Origin of the sequence: Pseudomonas spelaei, from assembly GCF_009724245.1 — a bacterium.
Taxonomy (GTDB): Bacteria; Pseudomonadota; Gammaproteobacteria; order Pseudomonadales; family Pseudomonadaceae; genus Aquipseudomonas; species Aquipseudomonas spelaei.
Genome location: NZ_WNNK01000004.1, coordinates 121036 through 137366 on the forward strand (window position 1 = coordinate 121036; position 16331 = coordinate 137366).

Genomic DNA, 16331 nt, shown 5'->3' on the forward strand with positions numbered 1-16331 from the left:
CATGCTCGCGCAACTTCCACCGGCCTTACAGAATCTTCAGCTTCCGCTGCGTCTGCGACTCTGGGACGGCCATGAATTCAACTTGGGCCCGGAGCCCAGCGTCACCATTGTGGTCAAGGATCCCATGATGGTCACGAAGCTGACTCATCCAACGCTCGATTCCCTGGGCGAAGCGTTTGTCGAGGGTAAACTGGATCTGGAAGGATCCATCGCCGAAGTGATCCGGGTGTGTGACGAGTTGAGTCACGCCCTGATTGATGACGACGAGGGGAGTCGTCCGGTGCGCTCGATCCACGACAAGGCCACTGACGCAGCGGCTATTTCCTATCATTACGACCTGTCGAATGCGTTCTACCAGCTCTGGCTGGACCGCGACATGGCCTATTCCTGCGGGTATTTCGAGACCGGCAGCGAATCCCTCGATCAAGCCCAGCAAGATAAATTCCGCCACCTGTGCCGCAAATTGCGGCTGCAGCCGGGGGAGTATTTGCTGGACGTGGGCTGCGGTTGGGGAGGGCTGGCGCGTTATGCCGCGCGCGAGTTCGGGGTCAAGGTGTTTGGTATCACCCTGAGCAAGGAGCAGTTGGAACTGGCCAAGGAGCGGGTGAAGGCCGAAGGACTGGAAGATCAAGTAGAACTGCAACTGCTGGATTACCGCGACCTGCCGCAAGACGGTCGTTTCGACAAGGTGGTCAGCGTGGGCATGTTCGAACACGTCGGCCATGCCAACCTGGCGCAATACTGCCAGACCTTGTTCGGCGCGGTGCGTGAGGGTGGCCTGGTGATGAACCATGGCATTACCGCCAAGCACACCGATGGCAGGCCTGTGGGCCGTGGCGCCGGTGATTTTATCGAGCGTTATGTGTTCCCCAACGGCGAGTTGCCGCACCTGTCGATGATGACTGCCGAGATCAGTGAGGTGGGATTGGAAGTGGTCGACGTGGAAAGCCTGCGCCTGCACTACGCCCGTACCCTGGATCATTGGAGCGAGCGCCTGGAAGACAACCTGGAAGCGGCGGCGAAGATGGTGCCGGAGCAGGCATTGCGGATCTGGCGGTTGTACTTGGCGGGTTGCGCGTATGCGTTTGCCCGGGGCTGGATCAACCTGCATCAGATCCTGGCGGTGAAACCGCATGCCGATGGCAGCCATGAATTGCCATGGACGCGGGATGATCTGTATCGCTGAATCACACTGAACCTTGTGGGAGCCGGGCTTGCCCGCGATGCAGGCGCCGCGGTTTATCGAGTAAATCGCGGTGATGCTATCGCAGGCAAGCCAGCTCCCACATGTGTTTCGGTGTGAGCCTACAAAATCGGTGAAATAAGCCGCGCGACCCGCATGCCCAGTTGTTGCAGGCGGTGGGTCTGGCGGTTTTCTTCCTGGCTGATTTCATGGGCCAGGGCGAAGTCGTCCATCAGCATGTGCTCCACTTGGCTGGCAAACGTCTTGTCCACCGTCAGCAACATCACTTCGAAGTTGAGCCGGAACGAGCGGTTGTCCAGGTTGGCACTGCCAATGGCGCTGATCTCGCTGTCCACCAACACCACTTTCTGATGCAGGAAGCCCGGCGTGTAGCGGAACACCCGCACTCCGGCGCGCACTGCTTCAATGGCGTACAGGCTGGAGGCGGCGTAGACGATGCGGTGATCAGGCCGTGACGGCAGCAGCAAGCGCACATCCACCCCGCGTAATACCGCCAGCCTCAGCGCGGAAAATACCGCTTCATCGGGGATAAAGTACGGGCTGGTGATCCACACCCGCTCGGTGGCCGCATGAATCGCCTCGACGAAAAACAGCGAGCAGGTTTCATAGGGATCGGCCGGACCGCTGGCCAGCAATTGGCAGAGCACGCCGTCATCCGGGTAGGTGTCGGGAAGGAGCAGCGGCGGCAGTTCCCGCGCGGCCCAGAACCAGTCTTCGGCAAACGATTCCTGCAGGCACGCCACGACCGGGCCGCTGACCTGCACGTGTGTATCACGCCAGGGCGCCAGGGGCGGACTCTTGCCCATGTATTCGTCACCCACGTTGTGGCCGCCGACAAATCCGGTGATGCCATCGACCACGACGATCTTGCGGTGGTTACGGAAGTTGACCTGGAAGCGGTTGAGCCAGCCACTGCGGGTGGCGAATGCCTTCACCTGCACCCCCGCGTCCCGCAGCGATTGCACATAGCGATGGGGCAGGGAATGGCTGCCGATACGATCGTAAAGCACGTAAATGGCAACGCCTTCGGCGGCTTTTTCCTTGAGCAGGGTGTGCAGTTGGCGGCCGAGTTCATCGTCATGAATGATGAAAAACTGGACCAGCACCGCCGTTTTCGCCGAACGAATCGCCTCGAAAATCGCGCCGAAGGTGGCGTCGCCATTGATCAGCAAGCGCACCTGATTGTTCGCCAGGCAAGGCATGCGGCCCAATTTGGGCATGGCCCGCAAGGACGCATAGGCATGGGAGTTACGGGCGGCCAGCGCTTCCTCGACCCAAGGCCGCCAGTTCAGCTCGGTGATTGCCTTGTGCATTTCCTGGTTGGCCTGACGACGGGCCTGAATATAGGCGTCGAAGGTGCTACGGCCGAAGATCAGGTAAGGGATCAGTGTCAGGTAGGGAATGAACATCAAGGACAAGGCCCAGGCAATCGAGCCTTGGGCGGTCCTGACGGTGAGCACCGCGTGGATGGCGGCGAGGGTTCCCAAAAAATGCAGCGTGGCAATGAAGTAGCCGAGCAGGTGCGGGCCAAAAAAATCCATGGAGAACGTGACTCCTGACAATCCAATGCGTAACAGACCATGTTCGGCCATGAATGTCGCTATTTTATTTGCTGTGCAACACTGGCGGCTTTGCGGCGTCTAACGCCGACAATTGTCCAGGAGTTACCCGATGAAGGCTCGTCTGCTTGGTTTGGCCATGGTTTTTGGTTTATCGCTGCCGGTGGCGGCACATGCACAGATGCTGGCGCCGGGCTTGTGGGAATTGACCACCAGCAATATGAAAGTCGATAACCAGGCCCTGCCGGACCTGTCGCTGATCCTCGGTCAACTGAAGCAACAGATGACCCCGGAACAGCAGGCCATGCTGGAAAAGCAAGGCATCACCATGGCCGGCAAAGGTGTTCAGGTCTGCCTGACACCCGCCCAGGTGGCGTCCGATTCAATCCCGCTGACCGACCCGCAGTCGGGCTGCAAACAGGAAGTGACGGACAAGACCGGCAACCAGTGGAAATTCCGTTTCAGTTGCCCGAAAGCCCAAGGCACTGGCGTGGCGACATTCCAGAGCCAGAAGGCATTCACTACCACGGTTAACGGTACGTTCAATGCCACAGGTATTCAGCAAAACGGCAGCCTGGACACGAGTGCGCAGTGGCTGGGCAGCAATTGCGGCACCGTCAAACCTCGCGCTTAACGCTGGAAATGCAGAGGCAAGCCCTGGCAACTGTCGTGTACCCGTGCGTCGTGCCAGGCCAAGTGACCGGAGACCAGGGTGGTGCTGACGCTGTGACGGAAGCTGCGTTCGGCGAAGGGTGTCCAGCCACAGCGGGCGAGAACCGGCTCGCTGCCGACAGGCTTGCCATGGGGTTCGGGTTTGATCAGCACCAGATCGGCCCAGTAGCCTTCGCGCAGGTAGCCGCGGTCGGGGATGGCGAACAGGTCGGCCACGCGATGGCTGGTTTTTGCCACCAGCGTGGTCAGCGGTAACAGGCCATCGGCCACCAGTTCCAGCAGTGCCGGCAGGGCATGTTGCACCAGCGGCAAGCCCGAGGGCGCCTCGCGGTAGGGCAGCTGTTTTTGCGCCCAGGTATGCGGCGCGTGATCGCTGCCAATCACATCCAGACGATCGCTCAACAAGGCCAGGCGCAGGGCATTGCGGTCGGCGCGGGTCTTGATTGCCGGGTTGCATTTGATCTGGTGGCCGAGGCGCGCGTAGTCGCGGTCATCGAACAGCAAATGGTGCAGGCAGACTTCGGCGGTGATGCGCTTTTGCGCCAGAGGTTTGTCTTCGAACAGTACCAACTCCCGCGCGCTGGTGATGTGCAACACGTGCAGGCGAGTACCGTGGCGGCGGGCCAGTTCCACGGCGAGGGAAGAGGAGCGATAGCACGCTTCGGCGTCGCGAATCAGTGGGTGCGCCACGGCAGGAATACTGTCGCCGAATCGATTCCTTAGGCGTTGCTCGTTGGCCAGGATGCTTGGCGTGTGTTCGCAGTGCGCCAGGAGAATGGTCGGCACCTCGGCGAACAGACGCTCCAGAATCCGTGGGTCGTCCACCAGCATATTGCCGGTAGAGGCGCCCATGAACACCTTAACCCCAGCCACTTCGCGTGGATCGAGGGCGGCGACGGTATCGAGATTGTCGTTGCTCACACCAAAGTGAAAACCATAGTTGGCCACCGAATGCAGGGCGGCGCGGCGCTTTTTATCGGCCAGGGCTTCCAGGGTCAGAGTCGCCGGTCGGGTGTTGGGCATGTCCATGAAACTGGTGATACCACCGGCGACGGCGGCTCGGGACTCGCTGTAGAAGCTGCCTTTGTCCGGTGCGCCGGGCTCGCGGAAATGCACCTGGTCGTCGATCATTCCCGGCAGCAGCCATTGGCCTCGGGCGTCGATTTCCACGGGTGCGTTTTCGCCTTCGATGCTGCTGGCGATCTTCTCGATACGGCCATTGGCAACCAGCAGGTCGGCGTCGAATTCCTGGCCTTCATTCACCAGGCGGGCATTGCGGATCAGCAGGCGGCTCATGGTCAGAACTCGTTTTGCAGGGCTTTGTAACCGCGTACCAGGTCGACATTGGTGCGGGCCACGTCCTCGGAAAACTCCGAGGCGCTGACGCTCACCGGTGGGAACTGCGACAGGTCGGTGTTGGGGCCGATGCGGGTGGTGGAGGGCACGTAGAACGCGGCGGGCAAGTCGCGGCCGTCGACCACCGAGTTATGACGCACCACACAGCCATCACCGACCGCGCAGTTGAACAGCACGCTGTTGAAGCCGATAAACACCCGGTCGCCGACGGTGCAGGGGCCGTGGACGATAGAGCGGTGGGCGATGGAGGTGAATTCGCCAATGGTGACGGCGGCGCCGGACTTGGAGTGGATCACCACGCCGTCCTGGATATTGGAGTTGGCGCCAATGGTGATCGGATCCATGTCGCCGGTTGCGTCGACTTCGTCGGCGCGGATCACGGCGTAGGGACCGACGAAGACGTTCTCGCCGATGATGACCTTGCCGCAGATGATGGCGGTCTTATCGACGTAGGCCGATTCGGCAATGATGGGCAGATCGCCGGAAGGGTTTTTGCGGATCATGCGGCAGGTTCCTTGAGAGGCGCGGTGATGATGTGCACTTCGCCGCCAGCAATGGCGTTGTAGAAGCAGGAGGGTCGACCGGTATGACAGGCCGGGCCTTGCTGGTTGACGATCAGCAGTACCGCATCGCCATCGCAGTCCAGGCGCGCCTCCACCAATTGCTGGCGATGACCGGAGGTTTCACCCTTGCGCCACAGTTGCTGGCGCGAGCGCGACCAGTAGCAAACTTGTCCGGTGGCCAGGGTTTCATTGAAGGCTTGGCGGTTCATCCAGGCCAGCATCAATACTTCGCCGCTACCGTGTTGCTGGGCGATGGCGGCAATCAGGCCATCGCTGTTCCACGGCAGGGCATCGAGCACCGAATCGAGCGGAAAGCGGCTGCCCAAGGCAGCCTCTTCCAGATCGAGCATGCTCAGGGTCATGGCTTGCTCAAGGCTGCGTACAAGGTGTTGAGGTTGTATTCGAACAGCCCGGTAAAGGTGCTGGCCGGACCTTCTGCCGCCAAGGCATCGGAGTACAGCGTGCCGCCGATGTGGGCGCCACTTTCGTCGGCAATCTGTTTGAGTAGGCGCGAGTCCTTGATGTTTTCCATGAACACGGCTTTGACGTGGTCGTTGCGGATCTGAGTGATCAGCGCGGCAACTTCGGCGGCCGACGGCTCACGTTCGGTGGACAAACCTTGAGGGGCCATGAAGTCGATGCCGTAGGCCTGGCCCAAGTAACCGAAGGCGTCATGGGAGGTGACGATGCGACGGTTGCCCGGTGGCAGCGAACCGAACTTGTCCTTGGCCAGGGCGAGCAGGCGGTAGATCTCTTTCAGGTAGACCTGGCTGTTGTGCTGGTAGTCGGCCTTGTTGGCCGAGTCGGCCGCGATCAGTGCCTTGGTGATGTTACTCACATAAATTTCGGCGTTGGCCAGGTTATGCCAGGCGTGAGGGTCGGGGATGGTGTCGCCGTCTTCCTCCATGGTGCGAGCGATCACGCCTTTGCTGGCGGTGACCACGGTGGCTTTGGTCTCGGTGCTGGTGACCAGGCGATCCAGCCATGGCTCGAAACCGAGGCCGTTCTTGATGATCAGCCGGGCCTTGAGCAGGGCCTTGGCGTCGTCGGGTGTGGGTTCATACGTGTGGGCGTCGGCGTCGGGGCCGACCATGTTACTGATCTGAATATGATCGCCACCGATCTGGTGGGTCATGTCGTTGAGGATGCTGAAGCTGGTGACCACCTGAAGCTTGTCGGCCGCCTGGGCAGTCGCGAACGACAGCGCCAGCAAGACACTGAATAGCATGAGTAGAGCGCGCATCGGGAAACACCTCATTGGGATGTAAGCAAAGGCGGGCGGCGCAGCAAGCCGTGCACCGGACCGAAGACCACGGACAGCAGGTACAAGCCACCAGCCACCAGCACAATCGCCGGGCCGCTGGGCAGCGAGTAGTAGAACGACAGCAACAAACCAAGCCACACCGACAGGCATCCCAGCACCGCCGATACCGCGATCAATACCGGCAGGCGCCGGCTCCAGAAGCGTGAAGCAATGGCTGGCAACATCATCAAGCCCACCACCATCAAGGCGCCGATCGCCTGGAAGCCGATCACCAGATTCAGCACCACCAGGGTCAGGAACACGCCATGGGCCAGTGGGCCGAGACGGCTGACGGTTTGCAGGAACAGTGGGTCGAGGGTGTCCAGCAAGAGTGGTTTGTAGATCAGCGCCATGGCGATCAGGCTGAAACCAGAAACCCAGAGCATGCCGGTGAGGGTCGGGCCATCTACCGCCAGGGCCGAGCCGAACAGCAGGTGCAGCAGGTCCAGGCGTTTACCGGCGATGCCGAGGATCAGCACGCCGCTGGCCAGAGAAATTGGGTAGATGGCGGCGAGGCTGGCGTCTTCCTTCAGTCCTGTTCGACGGGTTATCCACGCCGCGAGGCCGGCCATGCTCAGGCCGGCGCCGAGGCCGCCGATGGTCAGCGCGGGCAGGCTGAGGCCGGCGAACCAGAAGCCTAGCGCCGCGCCGGGCAAGATGCCGTGGGCCACGGCGTCACCGATCAGGCTCATGCGGCGCAGGATCAGAAACACCCCGAGTGGCGCTGTGCTGCAGGCCAGGACCAAGCCGCCAAGCAAGGCTCGGCGCATGAACACAAAGTCGTGGAAGGGCAGCCACAGGTGGGCGGTGAAGTGCATCAGGCCACCTGCGTTTGCGGTTGCTGGAGGATCAGTTCTTTGCTGGGCGCCAGCATGCAACCACTGCTTTTAATCAACAGCGCCTGGGGAACATGTTGGCGCACAGCACTCAGGTCATGGCACACCACGACCAGCGTGCGGCCCTCGGCATGCCAGGCATGGATGTGTTTCCACAGCAGGATTTGGCCTTGTTCGTCGAGGGCGGCGTGGGGTTCGTCGAGCAACAGCACTGGCGCCTCCGCCAGGCTCATGCGGGCGAGCAAGGCACGTTGCAGTTCGCCGCCGGAAAGGGCCATCAACGGGCGGTGCTCCAAGCCGCTCAGGCACCAGTCTTCCAGTACCGCTTGCAGGCGTTGGCTGCGTTGTTGCGGTGTTTGTTTGCTGCCCCAGAAGCCTGCGGCCACGAGCTCTTGCAGGCTGATGGGGAACTGGCGATCCAGGTGTTGTTGCTGGGGTAGGAACGACAGGCTGCCGCGTCGTGGAACATCCAGGATGACTTTCCCGGCAAGAGGCTTTTGCAAACCGGCGATGACTTTCAGCAGGCTGCTTTTACCGGAACCGTTGGCGCCGATCACGCCGGTGAGGCTGCCTTGGGCCAGTTCGAAATCCACGGCAGGCGTCAGCGGTTGGCCGGGAGCGCCCCAGCGCAGTGCTTTGCAGGTAATCATTCGGAGAGCCTCGTCCAGCGGCTTTCAGCCACGGCATCGTGCGCGTGCAGGCTTTCGGCGTGGATCACTTTCAGGTGGAAGGCTTTGACTGCATCCGAGCGTTTCAAGGCGAGGTTAAGGCGTCGGGCGGCGTCTTCGCAGAACATCAGGTTCTGGCCGTTGGCCAAGGCGAAGGCTTGTTCGTCCGCGCGTTTCACGGCGGTTTGCACGGCGGTGCCGAGGGCTGCTTCGGCGTTGTTGATCAGTTCTGTCAGTGGCAGCGTCTGTTGGTTGTCTTGCAAATGGATCTGTAGCTGCGCACTGCTGCGCTGGCTGTGGGGCGTGGCGACGATGCCGTTTGCGCTGCCGAGCCAGGTCAGGACGTGTTCATGCTGTAACGACGTGTTGGCGAAGTCTTCGATAAATTGCTGCTGAATCAACTGCCTGGCGAGGGCGGCAGAGCAGGGGCAAGTTGAGGAGTAGGTAACGTCAATTTTTAGTTCCACGTGGAACATCTGGTTTTCCAGGCGCGCTTCGATGCTCACCGGATAGGTCTTCCAGCCGGCCAGTGGACTGACCAGAGCGGGTCGCTTGAGCAGCAAATCCGTGTGAATCCGCAGGTAGGCGTTGTGGGACAAACCCTCATGGCTGTCGAGGAAGCGCTGTAACACTTGGCGTAACAGGGCAGGTGTCAGGCTTTCTTGTTCAAGCATTTCCAGCGCCAGGTACAGCCGCGACATATGAATGCCGCGTGCCTCGCCGTCGTCCAGGCTGACACCTGCATCGGCCTTGGCACTCAGGTGCTGGCCGTCAATCAGGATGGGAAGGGCAATGCCGCACATGCCTACCCATTCGAGCGGCAAGGCTTGGCGGGAAGCCTGCGCGGCGATGTCCGGCAGAGTCAGCGCATTCATGAACAGGTCCATCGTTTGAAATAAAAAGACATGTTATATTATAACGATTGAGTCGACGATGGTTTTTCTACTTCAGTCTTTTATTCAGTCATGTCGAGTACGGACGCTCCCCCATTTGCGGTATATGCCATGCACAGACGTCAACTCCTCAACCTGCTGCTGGCCAGCGCAGTGTTCACCTTGCCCTTCGGCGTTTCGGCCACGCAGATTCGCAATGCCCGCCTATGGCGTTCGGATGACAAGTTGCGGCTGGTGTTCGATCTCAGCGGGCCGGTGCAGTACAAGACTTTTTCCCTGACCGCGCCGGAGCGGTTGATCATCGACCTCTCTGGCTCGAAGCTGAGTGGCGATTTCAGTCAACTGGCGTTAGCCAACAGCGGCATTACCTCGATTCGATCCGGGCATTTCGGTCAGGGCGATACGCGGATCGTCCTGGATCTCGCCGCGCCGATGCAGCTCAACAGTTTTTTGTTGCCGCCGCAGGATGGCCAGGGCCATCGCCTGGTACTGGATTTGACCCGTGCCACGAAGGCGCCTCTACAGATCGCCGCCGCTGCGGCGCCATTGGCGGTGGTACCGACGGACAAGGCACACCCCAAGCGCGACATCATCGTGGTGGTCGATCCCGGCCACGGTGGCAAGGACCCAGGCGCCATTGGCTCCAAGGGCGAGCGGGAAAAAGATGTGGTGTTGTCGATCGCCCAATTGCTGGCCAAACGTTTAAAGCGTGAGAAGGGTTTTGACGTGAAACTGGTGCGCAACGACGACTTTTTTGTGCCGCTGCGCAAACGGGTAGACATTGCTCGCAAGCACAAGGCCGACATGTTCATCTCGGTACACGCCGATGCGGCGCCACGGCTCACTGCCTCTGGTGCATCGGTTTACGCCTTGTCTGAAGGCGGCGCGACGTCTGCCACCGCTCGCTTCATGGCACAACGGGAAAACGGCGCCGACCTGCTGGGCGCGACCAGCTTGCTCAATCTCAAGGACAAGGACCCGATGTTGGCCGGGGTGATTCTCGACATGTCGATGAATGCGACCATCGCCGCCAGCCTGCAACTGGGTGGCACGGTGCTGGGCAGTTTGGCGGGGATTACCACGCTGCATCAAAAGCGTGTGGAACAGGCAGGATTCGCAGTGCTCAAGTCACCGGACGTGCCGTCGATACTTGTGGAAACCGGCTTCATTTCCAACGCTCGCGACAGTCAGCGGCTGGTCACGGCGCGCCATCAGCAAGCGGTGGCAGACGGTTTGTTTGAAGGTTTACAGCGTTACTTCCAGAAGAATCCACCGGTCAACAGCTACATGGCCTGGGCCCAGGAGCAGAAGAAAGGTCAGGTTTAACAGCCGGTCATTCGGCTGCACGTGAATTTGGCACTGGCCCCTCCGGAACTGGAAAACCGGTTGATGGTGGTCCAGCCCACGCGCCTCGTGTAGCCGACCCACGCCTCACCATCGGATGCCAACCCGGTAAAGAACGTCAGTTGCCCATAGCGGCTGTTGGTCTGCGCCCAATAGCGTTTGCCGATCACCTCGAAACCCCGCAAATACGTGGTGCTGCCGGCGGTGGCGACGCTATAGGCGTTGCCCTCGGCATCCACACATGACAACAGGTTGGCGCTGCGCGTGCAGGTGGCCAGTAGGCTCGGCGCCTGGGCGCTGGCGTGGGTTGCAGCTACCAGCAACAGGCCGCACAACAGGTATTTCATAGGCGTTCCCGGGGATTGATGGGCTCAAGCATTGCGCCCTTCGTCGCGGGGAGCAAGCGAGGATTGGCTTATTTGTATTGTTATACTATAACATCAAATAAAGCCTGACCCGTGAACCCTGCCCATGACTGAACAAGACCTCCTCGCCCAATCGCCCAACGATTACATGAATGAAGCCCAGCAAGGTTTCTTTCGCGAGCTATTGCTGGCCCAGCGCGATGAGCTGCAAGCGCGCATCGATGCCGAATTCATGGTGCTGCGTGAGCAAGAACCCAGCAGCGACCCCGCCGACGTCGGCAGCGCCGAAGAGCAACGCCAGTGGCAATTACGCCTGCTGGAGCGCGAGAAAAAGCTCCTGGACAAGATCGATGACGCCCTGGAAAACCTGGCCCGCGGTGAGTACGGCTGGTGCCGTGAAACCGGCGAGGCCATTGGCCTACAGCGCCTGTTGCTACGGCCTACGGCCACCCTGTGTATCGAAGCCAAAGAACGTGAAGAGCTGCGCGAACGCCATCGACGGGCGATTTGACCGGCCAACCTGATGAGGACTACCTGATGCCCAATCGTCTCCCCGTTACTGTGCTGTCCGGCTTTCTCGGCGCCGGTAAAAGCACGCTGCTCAACTATGTTCTGCGCAATCGCGAAAACCTGCGGGTGGCGGTGATTGTTAATGACATGAGCGAAATCAATATTGATGGCAGCGAGGTCCAGCGCGACGTTACCCTCAACCGCTCCGAAGAAAAGCTGGTGGAGATGAGCAACGGCTGCATCTGCTGCACCTTGCGTGAAGACTTGCTCGAAGAAGTCGGAAAGCTCGCCAGGGACGGTCGGTTCGATTACCTGTTGATCGAGTCCACCGGTATTTCCGAGCCGCTGCCGGTGGCTGAAACCTTCACCTTTCGCGATGAAAACGACCAGAGCCTGGCGGACATCGCGCGCCTCGACACCATGGTCACCGTGGTGGATGGCATGAATTTCCTGCTCGACTATCAGGCTGCGCAAAGCCTGGCGTCGCGCGGCGAAACCCTCGGTGAAGAGGACGAACGCTCCATCACCGACTTGCTGATCGAGCAGATCGAGTTCGCTGACGTGATCCTTATCAGCAAGATCGATCTGATCAGCCGCGATGAGCGTCAGGAGCTGATGGCGATCCTCGAACGCCTCAATTCCCAGGCAGAAATCATCCCCATGGTCATGGGTGAAGTGCCGCTGGCCAAGATCCTCAACACCGGCCGTTTCGACTTCGAGCGTGCAGCCCAGGCACCGGGCTGGCTGCAGGAATTGCGCGGCGAGCATGTGCCGGAGAGCGAAGAATACGGTATCGCTTCTACCGCTTATCGCGCACGCCGCCCGTTCCACCCCCAGCGTTTTTTCGACTTCATTGATCGTCCATGGGTCAACGGCAAGTTGCTGCGCTCCAAAGGGTTTTTCTGGCTGGCCAGCAAGCACCAGGACGCTGGCAGTTGGTCCCAGGCCGGTGGCTTGATGCGTCATGGCTTTGCCGGACGCTGGTGGCGTTTTGTGCCGAAGAGCCAGTGGCCGCAGGACGAAGAAAATGTCGCGGCGATCATGGGTAACTGGCAACCCAGCACCGGCGATTGCCGTCAGGAATTGGTGTTTATCGGGCAGAACATCGATTTCGCCAAGCTCACTGCCGAGCTTGATGATTGCTTGTTGACCGACGACGAAATGGCCGTGGGCGTCGAGGGTTGGCGCTTGCTGGCGGACCCTTTTGGTCCTTGGTTTGAGGAGGCAGCGGCCTGATGCTGGCACCGACCCTGAAACTGCGTCCGGTGATCCGCCAGACCATCGGTGAAACCCCGGTGGTGCTCACCGATATCCTGAAAGACGGCGTTAATCTGGCGCTATGGCAGCGCCAGTTGCCCCTGCACATTGCCGAGTTTGGCGAGCTGCTGATTTCGTTGAACGAGCCTTTGGCTGAGTCGCGGGTCATTGAGTTGAGCGGCGAGGATGCAGAGCCGAACTTACTGGGGCTGGCCTCCAGTTGCAGTGATCTTGAAGGCTATGAAGGCTTTATCGCCGATGTGTCGTGGTTGGTCAGCGCCTTTGCCTGCCTGCTCGGCGCCAGGCGCATCGGCGTGCGCTTGCGCCTGTTGGATAAGGCCATGTGTCCACGTTTCCATGTGGATCATGTGCCGGTGCGGTTGATCACCACCTATGCCGGTATCGGCAGCCAATGGCTGCGGGAAGGTAGGATGGAGCGTCGACACCTGAGCCAGGCCAATGCAGAGCCCGAAGACGGAATCGAGCAAATCCATTGCGGTGAAGTGGCCTTGCTCAAGGGCGAAAAATGGCACGGCAATGAAGGTTTTGGCCTGATCCACCGGTCGCCGCAACTGAACGCCAACGAACGGCGGCTGATTCTGACGCTGGATTGGTTGGCGTAACCGGGTAGGATCAAATCTCTCTACACGGCCTGAATGATGTCCTCCATGCTGCAGAACATTCCCACCCATGTGATTGCTGGTCCCTTGGGCGCCGGCAAGACCAGCCTGATCAGACACCTGCTGGCCCAGCGCCCGGCCAACGAGCGGTGGGCGGTGCTGATCAATGAGTTCGGGCAGATTGGCCTGGACGCCGCACTGCTGGCTCGTGATGACGACGGGATCGCCCTGGGCGAAGTGGCGGGCGGCTGCTTGTGTTGCGTCAACGGTGCGCCGTTCCAGGTAGGACTGGGCCGTTTGTTGCGTAAGGCCAAGCCAGACCGGTTGTTTATCGAGCCCTCCGGACTGGGCCATCCGGCTCAACTGCTCAAGCAACTGCGCGAAGCACCCTGGCAAGAAGTTCTGGCTGTTCAACCTTGTGTGCTGGTACTGGACGCCCAGGCGCTGGCGGCCGGTAAGCCACTGCCGGATGCGCAACGGGAAGCGCTGGCCAGTGCCGGGTTGCTGGTATTGAACAAGGATGAGTCTCTGGACGCAGTGCAACGCTTGGCAATTGAAGGGCAACTGCCTGCCTGCCCGGTCTACTGGACGCGCCAGGCACAACTGCCCTTGGCCCAGTTACCAGGTGTGGCCGCTCAGGCGGGCGGGGTTGTGGATAAGTTTGAGGTGCCCAAAGGCTTGGCGCAGATACCGGCGATCTGGAGTGATCCGACGTTGCCGATTTGTTTGAGTCAGGCGCAGGAAGGTGACTGGAGTATTGGCTGGCGCTGGCACCCGAGTCAGCAATTTGACCCGCAACGCCTGCAGCATTGGCTGCAATCCCTGAGCTGGAAGCGGGCCAAACTGGTTATCCACAGCCCGCACGATTGGCTCTCGGCTAACGCTGTGGATAACACCACCTTCACTTGGCAACCTAGTGAATGGCGTCGGGATTCACGCATCGAACTGATTTTCAGTGATGCTCAAGACGTTGCCGAACTGCAGCGAGCCTTGGCGGATTGCCGTCAGTGACGGCTTTTGCCGTGCTCCTGACGCCATTGGCTTAGCTCAATCACCTCGGCACTGGGCAACGGTGTCTTGATCTCGAACGGGTAGGGCGCCAGTTCGATTTGTGCGCTGTGGGCGCCAAACTGCGTGATAGTCCCAGGGTGGCGCGCTTCGCCGGTCACAGTAAACTCGAAGTTATAAATCCGTGCCAGCCGCTTGCGACCGCTGGCATCTTTCACAAAACCGATGCGTTTGAGCGCCACGGCACCGTCCAGCAGCTCGATGTCGAGCTTGGCGCAATGCTGCTTGACCCGTTCCAGCGCCCGCTCCCGCAGGCCGTGGTTGTGCCACAGCCAGGCGGCGCCGGTCGCCAGTAGCATCAGCACGAAGATATTTCCCAGGGTCAGCATTCGATGAACTCCAACAAAGTATGGCCAGCTTAACTGTGTCTTCGGTCTGTCGTACAGGCTGCGTTTAGTCGCATACTGCGCGGCCAGAATTTCAACGGCTTTACGGACATTTCCCGCATGAAACGTACCCCTCATCTACTTGCGATCCAGTCCCATGTGGTCTTTGGCCACGCCGGAAACAGCGCCGCCGTGTTCCCTATGCAGCGGGTCGGGGTGAATGTCTGGCCGCTCAATACGGTGCAGTTCTCCAACCACACTCAGTATGGTCAGTGGGCGGGAGAAGTGTTGGCGCCGCAGCAAATTCCTGCACTGGTGGAAGGCATCGCGGCCATTGGCGAGCTGGGCAACTGTGATGCGGTACTGTCGGGCTACCTGGGCAGCGCGGCCCAGGGCCGGGCAATCCTTACTGGCGTGGCGCGGATCAAGGCGATCAACCCCAAGGCCTTGTACTTGTGCGACCCGGTAATGGGCCACGCGGAAAAAGGCTGCATCGTGCCCCAGGAAGTCAGCGATTTTCTGCTGGAAGAGGCGGCTGCCATGGCGGACTTCCTGTGCCCTAACCAACTGGAGCTGGACAGCTTTGCCGGGCGCAAGCCGCAGTCACTGTTCGATTGCCTGGGCATGGCTCGCGCATTGCTGGCCCGTGGGCCAAAGGCGGTGCTGGTCAAACACCTAGATTACCCCGGCAAGCTGCCGGACGGCTTCGAGATGCTGCTGGTGACTGCCGATGGCAGCTGGCACTTGCGTCGGCCATTGCTGGCATTCCCTCGCCAGCCGGTGGGGGTGGGGGACCTGACTTCAGGCCTGTTCCTGGCGCGAGTGTTGTTGGGCGACAGCCTGCTGGCAGCGTTCGAGTTCACCGCTGCGGCGGTGCATGAAGTGCTGCTGGAAACTCAGGCCTGTGCCAGCTACGAGTTGGAGCTGGTGCGTGCTCAGGACCGGATCGCGCACCCGCGAGTCCGCTTTGAAGCAACGCCGATCGGTCTGTAGAAACGCAACTCGAATGTGATCGGGCTTGTGTGGGAGCCGGGCTTGCCCGCGATGCAGGCACCTCGGTGTGTCAGTCACGCCGCAGTGATGCAATCGCAGGCAAGCCAGCTTCCACACTTGATAAGGTTCACAGTCTGGAATCAGGGTGCGTCTGCCTTGATTTCCCGGTAGCGCTTCTCCAGTTCCTGGCGAATCTGCCGGCGTTGCTGAGCCTGTACAAACCGGCGCTCGTCCTCACTGTTCTGCGGTTGCAGCGGCGGCACGGCCGCCGGTTTGCGTTGATCGTCCACCGCCACCATGGTGAAGAAGCAGCTATTGGTATGGCGCACCGAGCGCTCGCGAATGTTCTCGGTGACCACCTTGATCCCCACTTCCATCGAGGTGTTGCCGGTGTAGTTGACCGAGGCCAGGAAGGTCACCAGCTCACCGACATGAATCGGCTCGCGAAAAATCACCTGGTCCACCGACAAGGTGACTACATAGCGCCCGGCGTAACGGCTGGCGCAGGCGTAGGCAACTTCGTCGAGGTACTTGAGCAAAGTGCCGCCGTGGACATTGCCTGAGAAGTTGGCCATGTCAGGGGTCATCAGTACCGTCATCGACAGTTGGGCGTTTCCGGGTTCCATAGCACACTCACGGTTGTAGGCATTGGGTGGGGGGCACCTCTGCGGGTGCTGAAATCTTTGCAGAGCCATTCCTAACGGGACGCCGTCATGCGGCTTGCCGTCACGCCTGGAGCGATCTGTTTCCATATATTGCACCGGCTTTCTGCCGGAAGTCGCGGTGTTACCCTT

At 60.4% G+C, this 16331-nt stretch carries 19 protein-coding genes; 8 read left to right on the forward strand and 11 right to left on the reverse strand.

What is annotated here, in order from left to right:
* Position 1 precedes the first annotated feature (1 nt).
* Positions 2 to 1186 (forward strand): C17 cyclopropane fatty acid synthase CfaB, encoded by a 1185-nt coding sequence (gene cfaB, locus GNF76_RS06475; RefSeq protein WP_155582351.1) that lies wholly within the window; start codon positions 2 to 4, stop codon positions 1184 to 1186.
* A 119-nt stretch (positions 1187 to 1305) separates the two neighbouring features.
* On the opposite strand, the gene cls is transcribed toward cfaB, so the two are convergent.
* Positions 1306 to 2745 (reverse strand): cardiolipin synthase, encoded by a 1440-nt coding sequence (cls, locus tag GNF76_RS06480; RefSeq protein ID WP_155582352.1) that lies wholly within the window; start codon positions 2743 to 2745, stop codon positions 1306 to 1308.
* A gap of 130 nt (positions 2746 to 2875) precedes the next feature.
* Here cls and GNF76_RS06485 point away from each other — a divergent pair, with 130 nt between their 5' ends.
* Positions 2876 to 3397: a DUF3617 domain-containing protein gene (locus GNF76_RS06485; protein ID WP_155582353.1), complete on the forward strand. Its 522-nt coding sequence runs from the start codon at positions 2876 to 2878 to the stop codon at positions 3395 to 3397.
* On the opposite strand, the gene GNF76_RS06490 is transcribed toward GNF76_RS06485, so the two are convergent.
* The 7 genes from GNF76_RS06490 to folE2 are packed head-to-tail and all read right to left on the reverse strand — an operon-like array spanning position 3394 to position 9036.
* The gene (locus tag GNF76_RS06490; protein WP_155582354.1) at positions 3394 to 4731 is read right to left on the reverse strand and encodes a dihydroorotase; all 1338 of its coding nucleotides are present in this window, start codon (positions 4729 to 4731) and stop codon (positions 3394 to 3396) included. The two genes, GNF76_RS06485 and GNF76_RS06490, sit on opposite strands and share 4 nt — an antisense overlap.
* Before the next feature lie 2 nt (positions 4732 to 4733).
* Entirely contained in the window at positions 4734 to 5294 is a 561-nt protein-coding gene (locus GNF76_RS06495; RefSeq protein ID WP_155582355.1) for a gamma carbonic anhydrase family protein, read from the reverse strand.
* A complete protein-coding gene (gene hisI / locus GNF76_RS06500) occupies positions 5291 to 5716 on the reverse strand; it encodes a phosphoribosyl-AMP cyclohydrolase (protein WP_155582356.1) in 426 nt (141 codons plus the stop codon). Before hisI ends, GNF76_RS06495 begins: the two co-directional genes overlap by 4 nt.
* Positions 5713 to 6597, reverse strand: coding sequence for a metal ABC transporter substrate-binding protein (locus GNF76_RS06505; RefSeq protein WP_155582357.1), 885 nt, complete (start codon positions 6595 to 6597; stop codon positions 5713 to 5715). The genes hisI and GNF76_RS06505 overlap by 4 nt, the downstream gene beginning before the upstream one ends.
* A gap of 11 nt (positions 6598 to 6608) precedes the next feature.
* Positions 6609 to 7475, reverse strand: coding sequence for a metal ABC transporter permease (locus tag GNF76_RS06510; protein WP_155582358.1), 867 nt, complete (start codon positions 7473 to 7475; stop codon positions 6609 to 6611).
* Positions 7475 to 8143: a metal ABC transporter ATP-binding protein gene (locus tag GNF76_RS06515; RefSeq protein WP_155582359.1), complete on the reverse strand. Its 669-nt coding sequence runs from the start codon at positions 8141 to 8143 to the stop codon at positions 7475 to 7477. Before GNF76_RS06515 ends, GNF76_RS06510 begins: the two co-directional genes overlap by 1 nt.
* The gene (gene folE2 / locus GNF76_RS06520) at positions 8140 to 9036 is read right to left on the reverse strand and encodes a GTP cyclohydrolase FolE2 (protein ID WP_155582360.1); all 897 of its coding nucleotides are present in this window, start codon (positions 9034 to 9036) and stop codon (positions 8140 to 8142) included. Before folE2 ends, GNF76_RS06515 begins: the two co-directional genes overlap by 4 nt.
* A gap of 129 nt (positions 9037 to 9165) precedes the next feature.
* On the opposite strand from folE2, the gene GNF76_RS06525 reads away from it, so the two are divergent.
* Positions 9166 to 10380 carry an N-acetylmuramoyl-L-alanine amidase gene (locus tag GNF76_RS06525; RefSeq protein ID WP_155582361.1) on the forward strand — a complete coding sequence of 405 codons (1215 nt, stop codon included), beginning with the start codon at positions 9166 to 9168 and terminating at the stop codon, positions 10378 to 10380.
* On the opposite strand, the gene GNF76_RS06530 is transcribed toward GNF76_RS06525, so the two are convergent.
* On the reverse strand, positions 10377 to 10745 hold the full coding sequence (locus tag GNF76_RS06530; protein ID WP_155582362.1) for a glutamine synthetase: 369 nt from the start codon (positions 10743 to 10745) through the stop codon (positions 10377 to 10379). The genes GNF76_RS06525 and GNF76_RS06530 overlap by 4 nt on opposite strands.
* A gap of 124 nt (positions 10746 to 10869) precedes the next feature.
* Between GNF76_RS06530 and dksA the strand changes: the two genes are divergently transcribed.
* The 4 genes from dksA to GNF76_RS06550 are packed head-to-tail and all read left to right on the forward strand — an operon-like array spanning position 10870 to position 14161.
* Positions 10870 to 11274 carry an RNA polymerase-binding protein DksA gene (dksA, locus tag GNF76_RS06535; protein WP_155582363.1) on the forward strand — a complete coding sequence of 135 codons (405 nt, stop codon included), beginning with the start codon at positions 10870 to 10872 and terminating at the stop codon, positions 11272 to 11274.
* A gap of 26 nt (positions 11275 to 11300) precedes the next feature.
* Positions 11301 to 12509: a zinc metallochaperone GTPase ZigA gene (zigA, locus tag GNF76_RS06540; protein WP_155582364.1), complete on the forward strand. Its 1209-nt coding sequence runs from the start codon at positions 11301 to 11303 to the stop codon at positions 12507 to 12509.
* Positions 12509 to 13153, forward strand: coding sequence for a DUF1826 domain-containing protein (locus GNF76_RS06545; protein WP_155582365.1), 645 nt, complete (start codon positions 12509 to 12511; stop codon positions 13151 to 13153). The genes zigA and GNF76_RS06545 overlap by 1 nt, the downstream gene beginning before the upstream one ends.
* Before the next feature lie 45 nt (positions 13154 to 13198).
* Positions 13199 to 14161, forward strand: a complete 963-nt coding sequence (locus GNF76_RS06550; protein ID WP_155582366.1) for a CobW family GTP-binding protein — start codon at positions 13199 to 13201, stop codon at positions 14159 to 14161.
* On the opposite strand, the gene GNF76_RS06555 is transcribed toward GNF76_RS06550, so the two are convergent.
* On the reverse strand, positions 14155 to 14547 hold the full coding sequence (locus tag GNF76_RS06555) for a DUF3301 domain-containing protein (protein ID WP_155582367.1): 393 nt from the start codon (positions 14545 to 14547) through the stop codon (positions 14155 to 14157). The two genes, GNF76_RS06550 and GNF76_RS06555, sit on opposite strands and share 7 nt — an antisense overlap.
* A 117-nt stretch (positions 14548 to 14664) precedes the next feature.
* Between GNF76_RS06555 and pdxY the strand changes: the two genes are divergently transcribed.
* Complete coding sequence (gene pdxY, locus GNF76_RS06560) at positions 14665 to 15537, forward strand: pyridoxal kinase PdxY (RefSeq protein WP_155582368.1); 873 nt, start codon at positions 14665 to 14667, stop codon at positions 15535 to 15537.
* A 140-nt stretch (positions 15538 to 15677) separates the two neighbouring features.
* Here pdxY and GNF76_RS06565 read toward each other — a convergent pair whose 3' ends face one another.
* Positions 15678 to 16163 carry an acyl-CoA thioesterase gene (locus GNF76_RS06565; RefSeq protein WP_155582369.1) on the reverse strand — a complete coding sequence of 162 codons (486 nt, stop codon included), beginning with the start codon at positions 16161 to 16163 and terminating at the stop codon, positions 15678 to 15680.
* Positions 16164 to 16331 lie beyond the last annotated feature (168 nt).